Below are 16,777 nucleotides of genomic sequence, written 5' to 3' on the forward strand. Positions count from 1 at the left end.
AGGGAATACAACGAGAAAGCAACCACTGCGCGTTTTATTATGCACGCCAACAGCAAATTGCTGGCAGGCAAGGGGCTGTGTAACCCGGGACCATACCCTATCAATACGTTTGTATACAATAGCGGGGCTGCACAAAAAGTGGTGATCGATGAAATTACCTACACGATGCCAGGGGCTTGTATATTGCCCCTGGTTTCCAACCAGCACTTTTTATTTGAACGCCCGGAAGAACTGGTAGCCTGGCAGTTTAACCGGGAGTTTTATTGCATCGTTGATCATGATGCAGAAGTAGGATGCGTTGGATTCCTGTTCTATGGTATCAAGCACCCGATGTTCATTAAGCTGGATGTGGAAGAGATAGCAGAAATGGCGCACCTGGAAAGCGTGTTTTCCCGGGAACTCCAGGTGAAGGATAATTTTCAGGGAGAGATGTTGCGTGCGCTGCTAAAAAGGGTCATCATCAAAATCACCCGGATAGCAAAGCAGCAGAACGAAAGTTATGGTTTATTCCCCGACGAAAAGATGGATATTATCCGGAAGTTTTCTCTCTTGCTGGAAGCAAATTTCAAACAGGAACACGAAGTCAGGTTCTATGCAGCTGCATTGAATAAGTCGCCCAAAACACTGAGTAATGTGTTTGCGCTGCTGAAACAACCTGCACCTTCGGTATTGATACGGGACCGGATCATCCTGGAGGTAAAGCGTTACCTACATTATACAGACAGGTCTGCCAAGGAAATTGCCTACGAGTTGGGATTTGAAAGCCCGGCCCACTTCAGCCGTTTTTTCAAACAGCATACAGGCAGTAATATCACCAAATTCCGGAGCACAGAAAATATGGAGTAATGGCACCTATAAGCTTGCCTGATATCACGGCTATAAGTGAAGTAAACAGGAATTATATCACATATTTTAACAGGAAGATCGGACATGTTCCCAACCTGTACAGGTTCATGATGCACTCCGATCATGCCTTCAATACTTATTACGCATTCCATAGCCGGGAAACCTCCCTGTCGCTCAGGGAGCTGGAAGCGGTGAGCCTGGTGGTAGCACAGGTAAATAGATCCCTTTACTGCCTCAGCGCTCATACTATGATTGCCCGGCTTAACGGGTTTAGTGACGAGGAGATCAGGCAGATGAGGAAAGGAACGGCCGGCTTTGACCCCAGGTTGGACGCCCTGGTAAAGCTGGTGAAGAGCTTTGCCGGGAACAAAGGGAAAAATATAGCTTACCAGCTAAACAATTTTTTTTCTGCAGGATATACACGGGAACATTTTATAGATGTATTGCAGGCAATGGGAGAAAATTTTATCAGCAATCTTACTGCGAAAACATTGAACGTACCAATAGATTTTCCACTGGCCCCGGAATTACCAACAGATGAAAATATATCGCAGTTGCCGGGTGAGGATTGATTTTTCAGCTGATGATCCCTTTTTCTTTTAAAACATCTTCTTCATTCTCATGTGTTACATACATGATTATTTTGTAGTCATTATTCACATGTTGTAAAATATAAGTGATCTCAAATTCAATCAGGTCGTTCGGATCTTTTAAGTAAACAGCTCCCCATCTTACCTGTGCCTGGGTATAAAATTCGCCAACCGGCGAAGTTGTTACATTGATCACTTTCATATCCTGCATACCTAGCTTCCTGTTCACCTGGAACATGTTTTCAAGCCATGTAATAAACTTTTCATCATTTTTATAGCACATGCTGCCTGCCGGGCCGGCTACCAGGAAGTTGTCTGCGTAGCATTTTGCAATGATACCGGCGTTGTTGCCCAGGGAAGCGCGGGCATAAGCGGTGAAGAAACCGGAGACAGGGGCCATAATGTGTAATTTTTGAGATGAAGATATATAGATATGTCGCAAAATTTGTTCCGTACCGCAAGGGATTCCCCTGGTTAGATTTTTGCATCCCATCTCCACAAACAATCACTATGGCAAACAGGCATAAAGGCGGCCTTTACAGATCAGGTACAAGCGGGCTCGTGCTACCTGTGCCCAATAAACAGGCATATCCCCCGGCTTTCCGCGATAAAAGCCGGCTTACCTATTACGCCTCCCTGTTTAACAGTATTGAGATCAACAGCTCCTTCTATAAAGTACCGCAGGCGGCAACAGTAAGGAAGTGGTCGGAATCAGTACCGGCCGGCTTTGTATTCACTTTTAAATTGTGGCGTGAAATTACCCATGTAAAAAAACTGGCTTTCCGGGAGGCTGATGTGTTGCATTTTATGGAAGTGATCAGCCAGGCGGGGGAAAAAAAGGGCAGCCTGTTGATACAGTTTCCGCCCGGCGTAACGGTGGAACAATACAGCCAGGTAGCGCAGCTGCTGAACATTGTGCAGGAAGCCAATCCCGGTAACGGCTGGAAAGTGGCATTGGAGTTCAGGCATAGCTCATGGTATATAGGAGAAGTATTTGAACTGGCGGATGAATATGCATGCAGCATTGTATTGCATGATATCCCAAAGTCACGGAACGAACAGCTGAACCGGCAGGCGGATTTTGTATACCTGCGTTTTCACGGTCCTGCAGGGGATTATAAAGGAGGGTATACGGACGAATACCTGGCGCAGCGCGCAAAGCAGATCCGCGTGTGGTTAAAAGAGGGAAAAGACGTGTATGTGTATTTCAACAATACTATCGGCGATGCTTTGAAGAACCTGGCTACGCTGAATGAAATGATGAACATTAACCGGGAACTATAAAAGCCGCATAAGTCAGGAAACTTATGCGGCTTAGAATAAATCTGTTCGTTACTTTATGACAATTTCCGCCACTACCGGTAAATGATCCGACGGATACGGTTCATTTACCACTTCACTGCGCTGTACCTGGAATCCTGTGGCATTTGTCCACATAATGTGGTCAATTACCCTGTTTGGATTATTCACCGGGATGGTGAATCCACAATTAGTACAGGAGGGCGTGAACTTTTTCAGCAGTATCTGGTAGGAATCGCTTTCCGGTTTGCAGTTAAGGTCACCGGCAAGGATGAAGGGAATGGAATTGGCGGCTGCCATTTTGTTGATGGCTGCTGCCTGTTCATCTCTTACGGCTGCGTTGCTTACATCCATATGTGTGCAGGCAAAAATCAATTCTTTGCCGTTGCGGAAGCTGATGCGGGCCATGGCTACTACGCGGTCTTCACTACCGGGATTAGCCGTTTCCGGCAGGTGTACGGTGTGGGCATCCGCTAAAGGGAATTTCGATAAAATAGCTACTCCATATTCGCCGCCATCATGATCAATGGCTTTCCCGAAATAGGCGTGCATGCCTGTTTTTGCGGCCAGTTGTGCCGCCTGGTCGATGCCGCCGGAACGTTTGGTATTTACATCTACTTCCTGTAACGCTACCAGGTCGGGTTGCCTGCTGTTAATCACGCGGGCAATGGCATCCACCTCAATTTCGCCGGTTTTGCTTTTTGTAGGCGGATTACAGTGATGAATATTGTAGGTCATAATACGCAGCGTATCGCCGGTGGTACTGCCTGCGAATGTTTGGAAAGAACAGGCGCAGAGCAGGAGCGTGGATAATATTTTAAGAGATGATTTCATGATATTTTTTTTGTAAGATTTATTCCCATCCGGGATTCTGTGGCCCTAATGCAGGATTACGCTGGATCTGCGTCAGTGGAACCGGGAACAGGTAATGTTTCGGATCTACAAACTGCCTGCCGGTCATTACAATAATGTAGCCATTGACATCAGCTGCCATATTGCTCACCTGTGAAGGTACTGCTGCCAGCGATTTCTTCATGCCTTTCACATCAGCCGCCAGCAGGCTGCCTTGCTTCCAGCGGATAATGTCATACCAGCGCTGGCCTTCGCGTGCCAGTTCAATCCTGCGTTCCCTGCGGATCTCTGTGCGAAGGTCCTGGCCATTGGCGGCCAGTTCTGTGAGGAGCATTTTTTTCATTCCAACCCTGTCGCGGAGTTTATTGATAGTGATATCTATATCAGCCTGTGTGAGCGTTCCCTGCTCCATTTTTGCTTCTGCATAAGTTAACAGCACTTCGGCCAGGCGCATTACATGAATATCGTTCTGGTCTTTGCTCACCTGTGATACGGTGCTTACTTCCACGTATTTGGTGTAGTAGTAACCGGTGATGGTAACGCAGCCCAGCTTATCGGATACAAATTTTGGTGCTGTAAAGATGGCGGGGTTGGTATTAGCCGGGTTGCCATCTTTTTTACCACCCCAGGTAGCGCCTGGCGCCAGGATGGTTTGCTTCATACGCGGGTCGCGGTTTTCAAAAATATCAGCATAGGTGTCTTCCTTGTACAGCGGCGATTTGTCGATGGTAAGGCCGTCGCTGCAAAGGTAGGCATCCACCAGTGCTTTGGTAGGGTTGTAGCGGGAAGCCTGGTCCGGTACCTGTGATTCACGGCTGATATTGTGCATGCTCACATCGGTAAGATTGATACGGGCGGCAATGGTTTCCTTATTTACGCCTGCACTGAGCTTGCCCTTGTAGGTGAACAGGTCGTAATAATCCTGCGCTGGCTTACCGGTGCTGTAAAGAGAATATACGTTCAGGTCCATCACATCTTTGGCTGCTTTTTCGGCTACATCCCAGCGACTGTCATACAGCGCCATGCGGGCTTTGAATGCCAGGGCAGTGCCTTTGCTGAAGCGGCCGAGGGTAGGACCGGTTTGCCGCTCTTTTTTCATCATGCCGGCCGCTTCTTCCAGTTCAGATAAAATAAAATCAATAATTTCCTTACGCTTGTTACGTGGACCATACAGTTCATCGATGTTCAATGGTTTGGTTACCAGTGGCAGATCGCCGAAATAAGATACCAGGTTCATATACATATATGCCCGGATGGTTTTGGCTTCACCGGCCATCTGGTTTTTTACCTCGTCTGATACACTGGTAGCACGCTGGTAGTTGGCAAGAAATACATTACACTGGCGGATACCACTGTATTGACTTACCCATTCCGCATTTACTGCTGAAAGATCGGGACCGAAGTTACCGCTGCCGAAAATACGGTAGGTATCTGTAGTGGAAGAGTTGATGCTGTTGTCTCCCATTTGGTCCATGGCGATGGTATTGTTATTTTTCACGTTGGCATAAAGGCCGTTCAGCGCCAGTGTGAGCTGTTCTTCAGTTGTCCAGTACGTTTCATCAGAGATGGCATCCAGCGGACTACGGTCAAGGAATCCTTTCCGGCAGCCGGTAGATGTTACTAATAACACGCAGGTATATAGCAATATCTTTTTCATAGTTATTTAAAATTGATGTTTAAACCAAATACAAATGTTTTCACCTGTGGATAGAAACCACCGCTGCTCACCGGCGTTTCCGGGTCATATCCATAGAAGAAATTAGTGGAGGTGAACAGGTTATCGGCAGAGAAATAAAAACGCAAACGGTCTATCCTCAGTTTTTCAGTAAGACCAGCAGGAAGCGTATACCCTACCTGGATATTTTTTAACCGGAGATAGGAAGCATCTTCGAGCCAGAAGGTAGACAGGCGCTGGTTATACGAGTATCCATAGGCAAGCCGCGGATAGCTTGCATTGGGGTTCTGTGGTGTCCAGCGGTCCAGGTGTACAGGCTGCGGGTTGGAACCATCGTTAATGAAAGCATGGCGGGCGGCGCTGGTGATCCAGCCATCGGCTTTGCCTACTCCCTGCAGGAAGAAGCTGAAATCAACGCCTTTCCAGGCAATGTTTCCCTTTAAGCCATAGGTATATCTTGGAATAGCACTGCCTATCACCTGGCGGTCATCTGCTGCAGTGATCTTTTTATCGCCGTTCAGGTCCTTATAGATAATATCGCCGGGCATCATCGGGTAGCTGGCGTCGTAAGGGAACAGTGGCGTGTATTTGTTGGTGGCTGCGTCGTAGGAATAATCTGATATCTGTGAAATACGCTCTGCAACAAAACCATAGAACGCATCAATAGGCTGGCCTACCGTCCTGATCTGGTCGGCAATGGTAGCTGGTGCATTGCCAAGGCTTATTACCTCATTCCTTACATCAGAAAGGTTGGCGCTTACACCATAGCTGATATCGCCAATCCTGTCCTGCCAGCCTATCATCAGTTCCCATCCTTTATTACGCACTTTACCTGCGTTCTGGTAGGGATAGCTGCCACTCATACCCAGTACATCCGGCAGCGGTACACGCAGTAAAATATCGTTGGTGTTGTTGATGTAATAGTCTGCAGTAACGTTCAAACGGTTGTTAAGGAAAGTAAGGTCTAACCCGATATCCTGCTTTGTCATCGATTCCCAGGTGAGTAAAGGATTAGGAATACCGGTTTGGCGGTAACCAACTGTCAGCACATTCCCTATTGGCATTGTAGCTACGGAACTGATGGAGGAAAGATATCCGAAGTCGTCCTGCACTTTATCATTACCCTGCGTACCATAAGAGGCCCTGATCTTACCAAAGTTGATAATATGTTCCAGTGATTTGAAGAAAGGTTCTTTACTGAACACCCATCCTGCCGATCCGGAGAAGAACCAGTTCCAGCGGAGGTCGGCTGCAAAGCGGGTAGACCCATCGTAACGGAAATTACCTTCCAGCAGGTATTTATCGCTGTAGCCATAGTTTACGCGTCCGAATATGGATTGTAACGCGTTCTGACCTGCATCTGAACCATTCAGCTGGTTCAGCGTTCCGAGGTTGATGCTGCCGATATCCTGTGTGGGCAGGTTGGTTCTGCTGGCGGTGAAGTTGCGGCTTACGGTTTCTTCGGAAGAAGCCGCGGCCAGTGCTTTTACATAATGTTTCCCGGCAAATGTTTTTTCATACTCGGCCATCCCGATCACGGTTTGGTAAAGGGATGTATAATCACGGTTATCGATCTTGTTCGGGTTGTTGGTTTGATAGATCAGGGAGTTGTCATCAGGACTATAGTAGTTAATGGTTTTGGTGAATATCTGCCTGAAAGAATTGCTTTTCACCAGGCCATATTGGCCTTTTAAGCGGAAGTCTTTTGTAATATTCAGAGTAGCCTGGATATTACCGGTAATTTCCTGTGAAGAGAAATCATTGGTACCACCGTCTGTTACAACGGCTACGGGGTTCTGCTGGCCGCCAAGATATCCCCAGCCGCCGGTGGTGAACCTTACCGGCACCAGCGGAGAGATCTGGTGGGCCGACTGGATAGGACCGCCGTCGCCTTTTACATCGAGGCTGGAACCGGTCTGGTTCCTGTCTATATATCCCAGGTTGGCATCCAGTTGAAGGATGTCGAACAGCGTGGTATTTACGCGTAAACGCACATTATGCCTTTTGGAATTATAGTTATCGCCGGTAATCAGGCCGCCCTGTTTCAGGAAGCCGTACGACAGGTAATAGTTGATATTATTGGCGCCCCCGGAAAGGTTCAGCGTATGACTTTGCTGCGGCGCTGAAGATTTGTATATTTCTTTCAGCCAGTTGGTGTTGGCGTAATAATTCGGGTCGCTGCCGTTTTTTGCAATGTCAATCTGTTCCTGTGTATAGGTAGGATTGTTGCCCGCATTTACTTTTGCTTCGTTCAGCAGTGTCATATAATCCGCCGAGCCAAGAAAAGTAGGTAGCGCAGTAGGCGTTTGTACACCAAAGTAATTGGTATAAGTTAAAGAAGGCTTACCGCTTTTACCTTTTTTTGTGGTAACCAGGATAACACCGTTGGCGCCACGTACCCCGTAAATAGAAGAGGAGGCCGCATCTTTCAATACAGATATATTTTCGATATCGTCCTGGTTGAGGATATTGAGATTACCACCCGGAATACCATCCACTACCACCAGCGGACCAGCATCATTGAGCGTACCGATACCACGGATGCGGATCGTGTTTTCACCGGATCCTCCCGGAAGGGCGGTAGCATTCACCACGGTAACGCCTGCCATCTGCCCCTGCAGTGCGGAAACAGCGGAGGTAGCAGGGCGACCTTTAAAGTCTTCGCTGCTTACCATACTTACCGCACCGGTAAGATTCGCTTTTTTCTGCGTGCCATAACCTACTACTACCACTGCATCCAGCCCTACTGTGGAGGGTTTCAGATGAATGTTGTAGTCCTGTTTATCACTTGCCGTGATGATGATCTCTTCATATCCCAGCATTTTTACAGACAATTTTTCACCTGCATTCACGGCAATTTTAAATTGGCCCTTGTCGTTGGTGATAGCGCCTTTGTTGCTGCTAAGATTTAGTATCCTGGCTCCGGGAACAGGCATACCCTTTTCATCTGTTACGACGCCGGTTATTTCTTCTGCTGGCGCAGTAGTTACTGTTTGTCTTTTTACAACAATTGTATTTTTGTTGATGGTGTAGGTGAAAGGCTGCCCTTCGAAGCACTTGTTCAGCGCTTCTTCCAGGGTGGCGTTCACCAGTGAGAATGTTACGGGGCGGGCTTCCGCCAGCATCTCCGTGTTAAGCAAAAAATTGTAACCCGTTTGCTTTTTTATCTCTTTAAAAACATCTCTTAACGAAGCTTGTTTTTCAGTAAGAGTAACCCTTTGTGCATAGGCAGCTGCACTTACCTGCAGGGAAAGAAAAATAATCAGGGAAAAGGATAGCTTAATGAGCCTGAGTGCTTCCCATGAAAGTTCACCTGCCTTTTTCAAGGCATGAGCATTACGCTTCATAAATAAAGTTTAGTTTACGAATTATTGGCCTGGCCGATATGTTGTGGATGATAGGTTACTGAATGACAGTTATTTTTTCTGCGTCTACTTTAAATTGTACTGTTCCTGTTAATGCCAGCATATTTAATACCTCTGTAACATTTTTGAAGCGGGAGATACTACCCATAAAAGATAATTTCTTTGTACCACTGTTGTATGCTATATCCACGTTGTACCAACGGGAAATTTTACGCATGATGGAGGTAAGGTCCTCATCGTTAAAGATAAAATATCCATTCTTCCATGACATTGCCTGTTCTATATCTGCTTTGTTCACCTTAAAGTTATTGCTACCGGTAAATACGCCTTCCTGTCCGGGTTTCAGGATCACCGCTTCTGTGCGGTCGCTGCGCAGTTTTACTTTTCCATCCAGCAACGTGGTAGTGATACAGGCTTCATCTGCATAGGCCATCACATTAAACTGGGTGCCCAGTACTTCTACCTGCATCCCTTTTACTTTCACAATAAAAGGTTGCTGCTGGTTGTGGGCCACCTCAAAATAGGCTTCCCCTTCCAGTTCCACTATTCTTTCCTTACCGGTGAATTGGGTCGGGAAACGTAGCCTGCTGGCGGCATTCATCCATATCCTGCTGCCATCGGGTAAAGTGAGGTTATATTGCCCGCCCCTGGGGATAGCCAGGGTATTGAATACTGTTGTGGAAGATACGGGTGTTTGGTCTGCCAGCTGGTATACCAGTTGCCCGTTACCCGATTTGTTCACCGTAGCATTACCCTGTGCGGCGATCTTTCCTTCAGTAGCCTTGTTCAGATCTACTTTGGTGCCGTCGCCCAGTATAAGTGTGGCCTTATTGCCACCGGGAGCAATGTCGTGCTGCAACGTTCCGGTATTCCCCGAAACCGCTGCTACCGGCTTGTTGCTGTGAGAGAGCCGGCCGTTCAGGTACAGGAAGCCTGATGCCATTACGAGCAATATTGCCGCTGCGGCCGCTACCGCTTTCCGGGGGAACAGGCGCTTCACTTTTTCTTCCCGCGAAATACTTGCAGAAAGCCTGTTGTATATTTTTTCCTGTATGGTTTCGTCGGTTTCGCCGTCATCGGAAAAACAAAAGTCATCCTCATACTGCTGCAGCCTGGCCAGTTCCTCAGGGCTGCAATCCCCTCTCAGGGACCTTTCGTACAGGGCAAGGTATTCTTCTTTTGTCATCACAGGCGATTCATTTACTCTATAGAGACAAATATTTTTCCCAACACACACACTTTTTAAAAAAAAGAGTATTTTGTCGGTGAAGAAGATGCAGATCAGGTGTTATTCCGACAATCAACCAGGATCAATTCCTATATATTTCATGTTAATTTAACACGCAGGTAATTTTATTTTATCAATTTTTGTGGCATGATTAGGTGGGATGCTAACACAGCAGATGCTGATTTATGGCTTGCAGTCAGAAACGGTGAAAAAACAGCCTATAACCTGTTATTTAACCGGTATTGGGGAAGAATGTATCAAACAGCCAATAACATGTTGAATGATGAGGAAGCAAGCGAAACAATTGTACATGATGTATTCCTCACATTGTGGCTTAAAAGAGAGGAACTGCAGATCAATCATTTCCGCAACTATATTATTTCCGCTACCCGTTACCATGTTTACCGTGTACTGAAATCAAAAAAAGTATTCCAGGTAATAGAAGCAGAAGAACACATGGCTGTTGTGGGCAATGCTGCCGAGGAAAGAATAGCCGAACAATCTTTCCACCGGCAACTGCATGCTTCTCTCAGTAACCTGCCTAAACGCAGTAAAGAAATTTTCCTGTTAAGCCGTGAAGAACAACTCAGCAACCAGGAAATCGCCGAGCGTTTGAATATCTCCAAAAGAAGCGTGGAAAACCAGATCACCCACGCATTGCAGCATCTCCGGCTTTATCTTAAGCAGTTACTGATGGCCGGCATAATGCTGATCGGCCTGGCAGGTTTTGTATACTGCTTTCATATGCTGCACACGCTGTAAATTATTTACGGTTGTTTCCCGTATAACTGTATCTCTTTCACGCCCACCTTGCTGCTTTCCGGCTGAATACCGGTAATAAGATAACGGACATATCTTACTGCATTGCTTTGAAAAAATACCGGCTGGTAATTTTGCCCGGAAACCCGTTCAGGACTCTTCACACTTATCCAGTCGCTGCCATTGGCTGATACTGCGATGCTGTAAGTATACCAATCGCTGTCTTTCCCCCATACAACGCGGCTGCCACTTAACCGGTATTTATTTTTCAGATCCAGGGTAATGCTAACAGGGAGATGGTCCTGGTGGGATACCCATCCTGTAGCGGTATTGCCATCAATCACCGTTGTGAGGTTTTCGCCGGCGGGCTCCATAAACACCGCTTTACCTTTGAGGTTAATTTCGGGTAATTGCCTGGGAGCCATGTTGCCGGAATAATAAGCCGTCACTGTTTTTTTATCTTCGTATATCCATTCCCGGTGGCGGCCATCGCTAACGTATTCATCCGGCGCTATGGTGGTGGTGATCACTTTTTGCGCAGCAGTAATACCCGTACTTTTTGCATGGATCTGAATATTTCCCGGCGTAGTGGTATGACGGATCACCCCGTAGGCAATGCCTCCTTCCGTTTGCTGAAGGGCAATACCCGCCGCCGGTATATTGCCTCCTATCAGGGTGCCCTGGCCGGATACGCTGAGCTGAACTGTATAGGTTTGCCCGGCTTGCCGGTTGGAAACCAGTGTGCCATCCTGGTCGCATACCTTCACATAAAAAGGCGTCATAGAAGAGCCGTCTGCCAGGAGGGCAGTGTGGTTTTCCCGAATTTCAATTTCGAGATGATGAGGTTTGCCGGGTGTTTTCACCATATGCGTACAGGTTGCCTTTCCGTTCATCATGCCGATTGCTTTCAGTTCTCCGGGTTCATATTTCCCCGTATGAAACAGGAAGTAGGGGCTGCCGCCTTTGGCGGCTATAAACGGCGCGGTATGGGCGTTTTCAGCCCTTGTTATTTCGCCGCATAGCCGGTTGTTCCTGTATAGTTGCACTGCATCGCAATTGGAAAATACCATGATGGTACTATCCAGGGAAGACTGGTTGTTATAGCTGGCAATGTATACCATAGGGCCATAGGCCGGGTTGCGGGCGTTCTGCATGGATTGCAGCTGGTAGTAGCTGAATTTTTCATAACGGTCAAGGTCTGTTACACCACTGAAGGCGGTGACAGGATCGGAGCCGCGGGTATAATCGTTGTAGCTCCACACAAAATAGCCGCCTATCCGGGGATTGGCATCCAGTCCGCCGTGATCCCAGTAGCCGCCTGCTGTTTCAGCGGTTTCTCCGTTCAGGGCATTTTGCCGTAATACACATTGGTTGATCAGTCCTTTTTCGGTGTACATCCTGCTGGCACGCAGACTGTTTTCTTTTTCCGCATCAGCCATCCAGCTATCGCCCCATTCCCGGGTAATAAAAGGGCGTGATGGCATAGGATCAGTACCGTCTTCATTCACCACTTTATAGGAAACGTTGTATTGGTCTTTACTGCGTGCGTTAAAGTCGTCGGCCACAAACAGCTGGTTGCCGGGCATTTCGGCCCGGGCTGTTTGTACCGCCTGCTGCATCCACGCCGCTGTAGTGGGCGATTCATTGAGGGAAGTTTCCCAAAGGAAAACGGAGGGATGGTTGCGGTCGCGGCGGATCATTTCGCGGATATCGCGGTAGGTATTTTCTGTAAACACGGTATCTTTTGAGAAGAACTGCCAGCCCGGTTCGCATTCAATTACCAGCAGGCCGGTTTTGTCGCAGGCCGCCAGGAAAGCAGGCGATGCAGGATAATGAGCCGCACGCACTGCATTAAATCCTCCCTTCTTCAGCCGGAGGGCGTCCAGGTATTGCATATTGTCTGACGCGGCATCGCCGGTGTATTCATAAGCCTGGTGGCGGTTAGCGCCGCGCAGGTATAGTTTCTTTCCATTGATGTAAAAGCCATCCGGTGCAAAGGCAATGGTTCGTATGCCCGTATACGTTATCAGGCTGTCTGCGGTTACATCATCTTTATAAATAACAGATACCAGGTGATACAGGTAAGGATGATCGGGATGCCATAAATGCGGATGATGCACTGTAAAGGATTGACGGATATCGGCATCGCTGTTGGCCGGGATCAGTTGTTCACTGATAGTGGTTGCCACCGCAACGCCGCTGGTATCTACCAGCATTGTTTTCAGCCGGGTATTCACTGCGCTGCCCGAAGCGTTTACGATATTGGTTTTTACGTTGGTAACAGCCGTATCCGTATTAACGGAGGGGTAGGTGATGAATACGCCGCCACCCGCCACCTTATTGGCTTCCAGGGGATGAGAGATAAACACTTTTTCAGTAACCACAAGGAACACATTCCTGTAAATGCCGCCGAAGTAGTTGAAGTCGAGCTTCGACTGTGGCTTACCCGGAGGCACCTGCGGGTTGTCTTCATTGGATACCCTTACTGCCAGTACATTATCTTTTCCAAAATTTACATACCTGCTGATATCTACCACAAACCCCATATAACCGCCTGCATGGGTGGCTATTTTTTTACCGTTCAGGTATATTTCGGCAACGGTTTGTACACCTTCAAAATTTATGGTAAGTCTTTTATCACGGTAGGAGGATGGTACGCTGAAATATCTCCTGTACCAGCCAACGCCCTGGTATACGGCATTACCGCCATTGTGTTTTTTTTCAATACGCATTACGTGCGGGAGGCTTACACCGGCCCAGTCCTTATCATTGAACAGCGCCTGTTCTGCACCATTGATATCACCTCTCTGAAATGCCCAATGGGTATTGAAGTTAAGAACCTTCCTGGTATGCTGGGCGGATAAAGCAACAGGAAGTAAGAAAAATATCAACAAGCTAATAGCTAAACGATGCATGTAAAAACTTTTTGATCAAAAAAAGTCCCGCTCATTTTTCAACTCGCGGGACTTTTCTTTGATTGTTATAGTTGTATTAATATCCGGGATTTTGAGTCAGGTTCTTGTTAACATCTCTTTCCGTCTGTGGTACGGGCCAGAGGTAATCCCTGTTTTCGATAAAGGTACGTTGCTCTACGGTGATGTGATCGCCACTGAGAGTGAGCTTACCGTTAGCGGGATCCACCTTACCCAGTCTTGCGCCGTATACGGTGCCGGATCTAACGGCAGTGCCTATCTTCCAGCGTTGTATATCGTACCAGCGTAGTCCTTCCAGGGCCAGTTCCACCCTGCGTTCGCGTCTTACCAGGGTACGCATTTTATCAATGCTGTTATATACGGTTCTGTCTACCACCGGCATGCCTGCACGGGTCCTGATAGCGTCTATCGCTTCATATACCGTGTTGTCGATCACACCTGATTCAATCTGCGCTTCTGCGTAGGTGAGCAGGATCTCCGCGTAGCGGATCACGATCATATTCAAACCGGTGTTCCACATATCCGTATAGTCGCCGAGGTTAGCCGTGAATTTCTTCGGGATATAAGCCGTTTTGGAATTGTTATCCCCGTTATAATAATCGCCGGAGCTGCTTTCAATGGAGTTGTAGTACTTGCCCATATAGAGCTGGCCGGGGCATACAACAGTAGCCGTTAAGCGGGGATCCCTGTTGTTGTACGGATCATTTTCAGTATAACCGGAGGCAGGATCGTCTATGGTTTTGCCGTTCTTCATTTCGTAGGCGTCTACGAGCGACTGTGTGGGATCCAGGGAGCCCCAGCCACCAAAGGAAGAAGATGGCATTACGCCGATGTCTGCGTTGGGATAGTCGTTTTCTTTGTATTGCACATCGAGGATCACTTCCTTGTTGTTTTCGTTCTGAATACGGAAGAGATCCTGGTAGTTCTTGTAGAGTTCATAGCCCAGCCCCATTATTTTCTTACAATCAGCAATACATGCGGCATAGTTTTTATCATACAGTTCTAACCTGGCTTTCAGGGAAAGCGCGGCGCCCTGTGTAACACGCCCAACATCAGCGCCGGTATAGGATACCGGCAGGGTAGGCACGATGGCTTCCAGTTCATCGAGTACAAATTTGCGTACTTCGGTGGCGGATGTTCTGGAAATAGTATTTGCTTCTTCTGTGCCCACGGTATCTTTCACCAGCGGCACATCTCCGTAAAGCTGCGTCAGGGTAAAGTATTGGTAAGCTCTCAGGAAGCGGGCTTCACTTTTATACTGGGCTTTTAAGGTTTCATCCATCGGTGTCTGGTCAATGTTTTGCAGGAACCAGTTGCACTTCTGGATGGAGGTATATGTCCAGCGTTTGGAGGCGTTGGTATTGGCGGGTGTAATGCTGCCATTGCCGTAGTCCGTATAGCCTTCCCAGTAATACTGGCTGTACATGTTGTCGCTTACTGCATCCATATACAGTAAGGTGTAATCTCCTTCCCAGCCTTTATAGCAGCCATTGAGCGCGGCGGTGGCATCGTTCTCTGTTTTCCAGAGAAGGTTGTTATTATAGGCATCCAGTGGTTGCCTGTCCAGGAAATCTTTATTGCACGCGGATTGCAGCGCAGCAGAGAAGAGTATTATATAGAGGATGTTCCTTTTCATGATGTTGATTGCTTTTCGTTAAAAACTAACATTTACGCCAAACGTGTGCACTTTCACCTGTGGATAGTAGTAAATACTGCTGGTAATAGATGCTTCAGGATCTATCCATTTGTACAGGCCGTCGAAGGTGAGAATATTCTGACCGCTATAGTAGAAACGTACTTTAGTAAGACCAATTCTTTTCACTACTCTTTCCGGCAATGTGTAACCTACCTGCAGGTTTTTAAGACGGAGGTAAGAACCGTCTTTAACCCAGAAGGAAGAAGGCGTACCGCTTGGATCATTTTGCGTGTAGCCGCTCCAGATGCGCGGTAAAGCAGCGGAGGTGTTTTCCGGTGTCCAGGTGTCCAGTAAAGCAGAAGTAGGTTTACCCGCGGAAGAACTTACAGCGCCCAGTTTACCGGCATCGATGTAGGTTTTCACACCGGCAGCGCCCTGCAGGAAGATATTGAGATCAATATTTTTCCAGGAGCCGCCCAGGTTCAGACCAAAGGTTACTTTAGGGAAGTAGTTACCCAGGTATACTTTATCGGCGCTGTTAATGGTATCGTTGCCGTCCTTGTCTTTATATCTCAGGTCGCCGGGAGCTGTCCTGTTAGTCTGGTATGGCGATTTCGCCACTTCATCAGCCGATTGGAAAATGCCATCCGCTTCATATCCATACAGGGAGTTGATGGGGTAACCCACCTGTTTAAAGGTGTAGCCGTCAATAATGGGCCCTGTGCCATGGAGATCGGTTACTTCATTTTTGATGAAGGCGGCGTTACCGGCTACGTTGTATTTAAACTCGCCAGCATTGCCCGCATAGCTGAGTGAAAATTCCCAGCCTTTGTTGATCACAGAACCGGCGTTTTGAACAGGTGCGTTCAGGCCATATACTGCGCCAACCGGTACGGACAACAGGATGTCGGAGGTGAGCTTATGGAAATAATCTACTGTAAGATTTAGTTTGCCATCCAGGAATCCTGCATCCATACCTACACCCGATGCGGTAGTACTTTCCCATTTGATATTTTCATTGGCCCCGTTCACCGGTGATACGCCTGCTGCAATAGCAGCGGCCGTACCGCCAAAAGTATAGTTCTGGCTTCCGTTGATAGTGGCAATGTATGGATAGAAGGGATAGCTTGGATAATTGGTATCATCAAAACCTTTGATGTTCTGGTTACCCAACTGACCCCATGAACCTCTTATTTTAAGATTGGAAACATATTTTTTCAAAGGGGTAAAGAAGTCTTCCCTATCCAGGTTCCAGCCGGCAGAGAAGGAAGGGAACAGGCCCCACCTGTTGGCCGGAGAGAAACGGGAAGAACCATCATACCGCAGGTTGGCTTCGAACAGGTATTTGCCATCGTAGTCATAGTTCAACCGGCCGAAATAGGATTGTAGCGCCAGTTCGTAGGAGTAACCCGTAGTTTTCTGCCCGTCTGTTGAGCCCAGGTTTATATCGGTAAGCTGGTTGTTCAGGAAACCTTTCCGGTAACCATCGTCAAAACTGAATTTGGTCAGCTCCTGGGAGTAGCCGCCCAGTATTTTGAAGTTATGTTTACTGAAGGATTTGGTGTAGTCCAGCAATGCCTGCTGTGTAACGGTG

The 16,777-nt window shown here is 47.6% G+C and carries 12 protein-coding genes; 4 read left to right on the forward strand and 8 right to left on the reverse strand.

Going from position 1 to position 16,777, the window contains the following annotated elements; translation table 11 throughout:
- Both VN105_RS05340 and VN105_RS05345 read left to right on the forward strand, forming a co-directional pair.
- Nucleotides 1–846: helix-turn-helix domain-containing protein (locus tag VN105_RS05340; protein ID WP_325638667.1), on the forward strand; the 846-nt coding region annotated here is incomplete at its 5' end.
- Entirely contained in the window at nucleotides 846–1,418 is a 573-nt protein-coding gene (locus tag VN105_RS05345) for a carboxymuconolactone decarboxylase family protein (protein WP_325638669.1), read from the forward strand. The genes VN105_RS05340 and VN105_RS05345, both read left to right, overlap by 1 nt.
- A gap of 4 nt (nucleotides 1,419–1,422) precedes the next feature.
- Here VN105_RS05345 and VN105_RS05350 read toward each other — a convergent pair whose 3' ends face one another.
- Complete coding sequence (locus VN105_RS05350) at nucleotides 1,423–1,836, reverse strand: nuclear transport factor 2 family protein (protein ID WP_325638671.1); 414 nt, start codon at nucleotides 1,834–1,836, stop codon at nucleotides 1,423–1,425.
- 110 nt (nucleotides 1,837–1,946) lie between these two features.
- On the opposite strand from VN105_RS05350, the gene VN105_RS05355 reads away from it, so the two are divergent.
- Entirely contained in the window at nucleotides 1,947–2,720 is a 774-nt protein-coding gene (locus VN105_RS05355) for a DUF72 domain-containing protein (RefSeq protein WP_325638673.1), read from the forward strand.
- Between the two features lie 48 nt (nucleotides 2,721–2,768).
- Here VN105_RS05355 and VN105_RS05360 read toward each other — a convergent pair whose 3' ends face one another.
- The 4 genes from VN105_RS05360 to VN105_RS05375 are packed head-to-tail and all read right to left on the reverse strand — an operon-like array spanning nucleotide 2,769 to nucleotide 9,813.
- The gene (locus tag VN105_RS05360) at nucleotides 2,769–3,569 is read right to left on the reverse strand and encodes an endonuclease/exonuclease/phosphatase family protein (RefSeq protein WP_325638675.1); all 801 of its coding nucleotides are present in this window, start codon (nucleotides 3,567–3,569) and stop codon (nucleotides 2,769–2,771) included.
- Nucleotides 3,570–3,588: 19 nt separating this feature from the next.
- A complete protein-coding gene (locus VN105_RS05365) occupies nucleotides 3,589–5,244 on the reverse strand; it encodes a RagB/SusD family nutrient uptake outer membrane protein (RefSeq protein WP_325638677.1) in 1,656 nt (551 codons plus the stop codon).
- A gap of 2 nt (nucleotides 5,245–5,246) precedes the next feature.
- Nucleotides 5,247–8,609: a TonB-dependent receptor gene (locus VN105_RS05370; RefSeq protein WP_325638679.1), complete on the reverse strand. Its 3,363-nt coding sequence runs from the start codon at nucleotides 8,607–8,609 to the stop codon at nucleotides 5,247–5,249.
- 55 nt (nucleotides 8,610–8,664) lie between these two features.
- On the reverse strand, nucleotides 8,665–9,813 hold the full coding sequence (locus tag VN105_RS05375) for a FecR family protein (protein WP_325638681.1): 1,149 nt from the start codon (nucleotides 9,811–9,813) through the stop codon (nucleotides 8,665–8,667).
- Between the two features lie 189 nt (nucleotides 9,814–10,002).
- On the opposite strand from VN105_RS05375, the gene VN105_RS05380 reads away from it, so the two are divergent.
- A complete protein-coding gene (locus VN105_RS05380) occupies nucleotides 10,003–10,617 on the forward strand; it encodes an RNA polymerase sigma factor (RefSeq protein ID WP_325638683.1) in 615 nt (204 codons plus the stop codon).
- Between the two features lie 5 nt (nucleotides 10,618–10,622).
- Here VN105_RS05380 and VN105_RS05385 read toward each other — a convergent pair whose 3' ends face one another.
- From VN105_RS05385 to VN105_RS05395, 3 genes are all read right to left on the reverse strand, one after another.
- On the reverse strand, nucleotides 10,623–13,529 hold the full coding sequence (locus VN105_RS05385) for a glycoside hydrolase family 2 TIM barrel-domain containing protein (protein ID WP_325638685.1): 2,907 nt from the start codon (nucleotides 13,527–13,529) through the stop codon (nucleotides 10,623–10,625).
- Nucleotides 13,530–13,605: 76 nt separating this feature from the next.
- Nucleotides 13,606–15,183, reverse strand: coding sequence for a RagB/SusD family nutrient uptake outer membrane protein (locus VN105_RS05390; protein ID WP_325638687.1), 1,578 nt, complete (start codon nucleotides 15,181–15,183; stop codon nucleotides 13,606–13,608).
- 18 nt (nucleotides 15,184–15,201) lie between these two features.
- A partial coding sequence (locus tag VN105_RS05395) for a SusC/RagA family TonB-linked outer membrane protein (protein WP_325638689.1) occupies nucleotides 15,202–16,777 on the reverse strand: 1,576 nt, incomplete at its 5' end.

This window comes from Chitinophaga sp. (assembly GCF_035564935.1).
Lineage (GTDB): Bacteria > Bacteroidota > Bacteroidia > Chitinophagales > Chitinophagaceae > Chitinophaga.

What these genes read in the sequence shown, in the direction of transcription:
- VN105_RS05345 (WP_325638669.1), top strand. Translation starts at nt 846, where the DNA reads ATGGCACCTATAAGCTTGCCTGATATCACGGCTATAAGTGAAGTAAAC.
- VN105_RS05350 (WP_325638671.1), bottom strand. Translation starts at nt 1,836, where the DNA reads ATGGCCCCTGTCTCCGGTTTCTTCACCGCTTATGCCCGCGCTTCCCTG.
- VN105_RS05355 (WP_325638673.1), top strand. Translation starts at nt 1,947, where the DNA reads ATGGCAAACAGGCATAAAGGCGGCCTTTACAGATCAGGTACAAGCGGG.
- VN105_RS05360 (WP_325638675.1), bottom strand. Translation starts at nt 3,569, where the DNA reads ATGAAATCATCTCTTAAAATATTATCCACGCTCCTGCTCTGCGCCTGT.
- VN105_RS05365 (WP_325638677.1), bottom strand. Translation starts at nt 5,244, where the DNA reads ATGAAAAAGATATTGCTATATACCTGCGTGTTATTAGTAACATCTACC.
- VN105_RS05370 (WP_325638679.1), bottom strand. Translation starts at nt 8,609, where the DNA reads ATGAAGCGTAATGCTCATGCCTTGAAAAAGGCAGGTGAACTTTCATGG.
- VN105_RS05375 (WP_325638681.1), bottom strand. Translation starts at nt 9,813, where the DNA reads ATGACAAAAGAAGAATACCTTGCCCTGTACGAAAGGTCCCTGAGAGGG.
- VN105_RS05380 (WP_325638683.1), top strand. Translation starts at nt 10,003, where the DNA reads ATGATTAGGTGGGATGCTAACACAGCAGATGCTGATTTATGGCTTGCA.
- VN105_RS05385 (WP_325638685.1), bottom strand. Translation starts at nt 13,529, where the DNA reads ATGCATCGTTTAGCTATTAGCTTGTTGATATTTTTCTTACTTCCTGTT.
- VN105_RS05390 (WP_325638687.1), bottom strand. Translation starts at nt 15,183, where the DNA reads ATGAAAAGGAACATCCTCTATATAATACTCTTCTCTGCTGCGCTGCAA.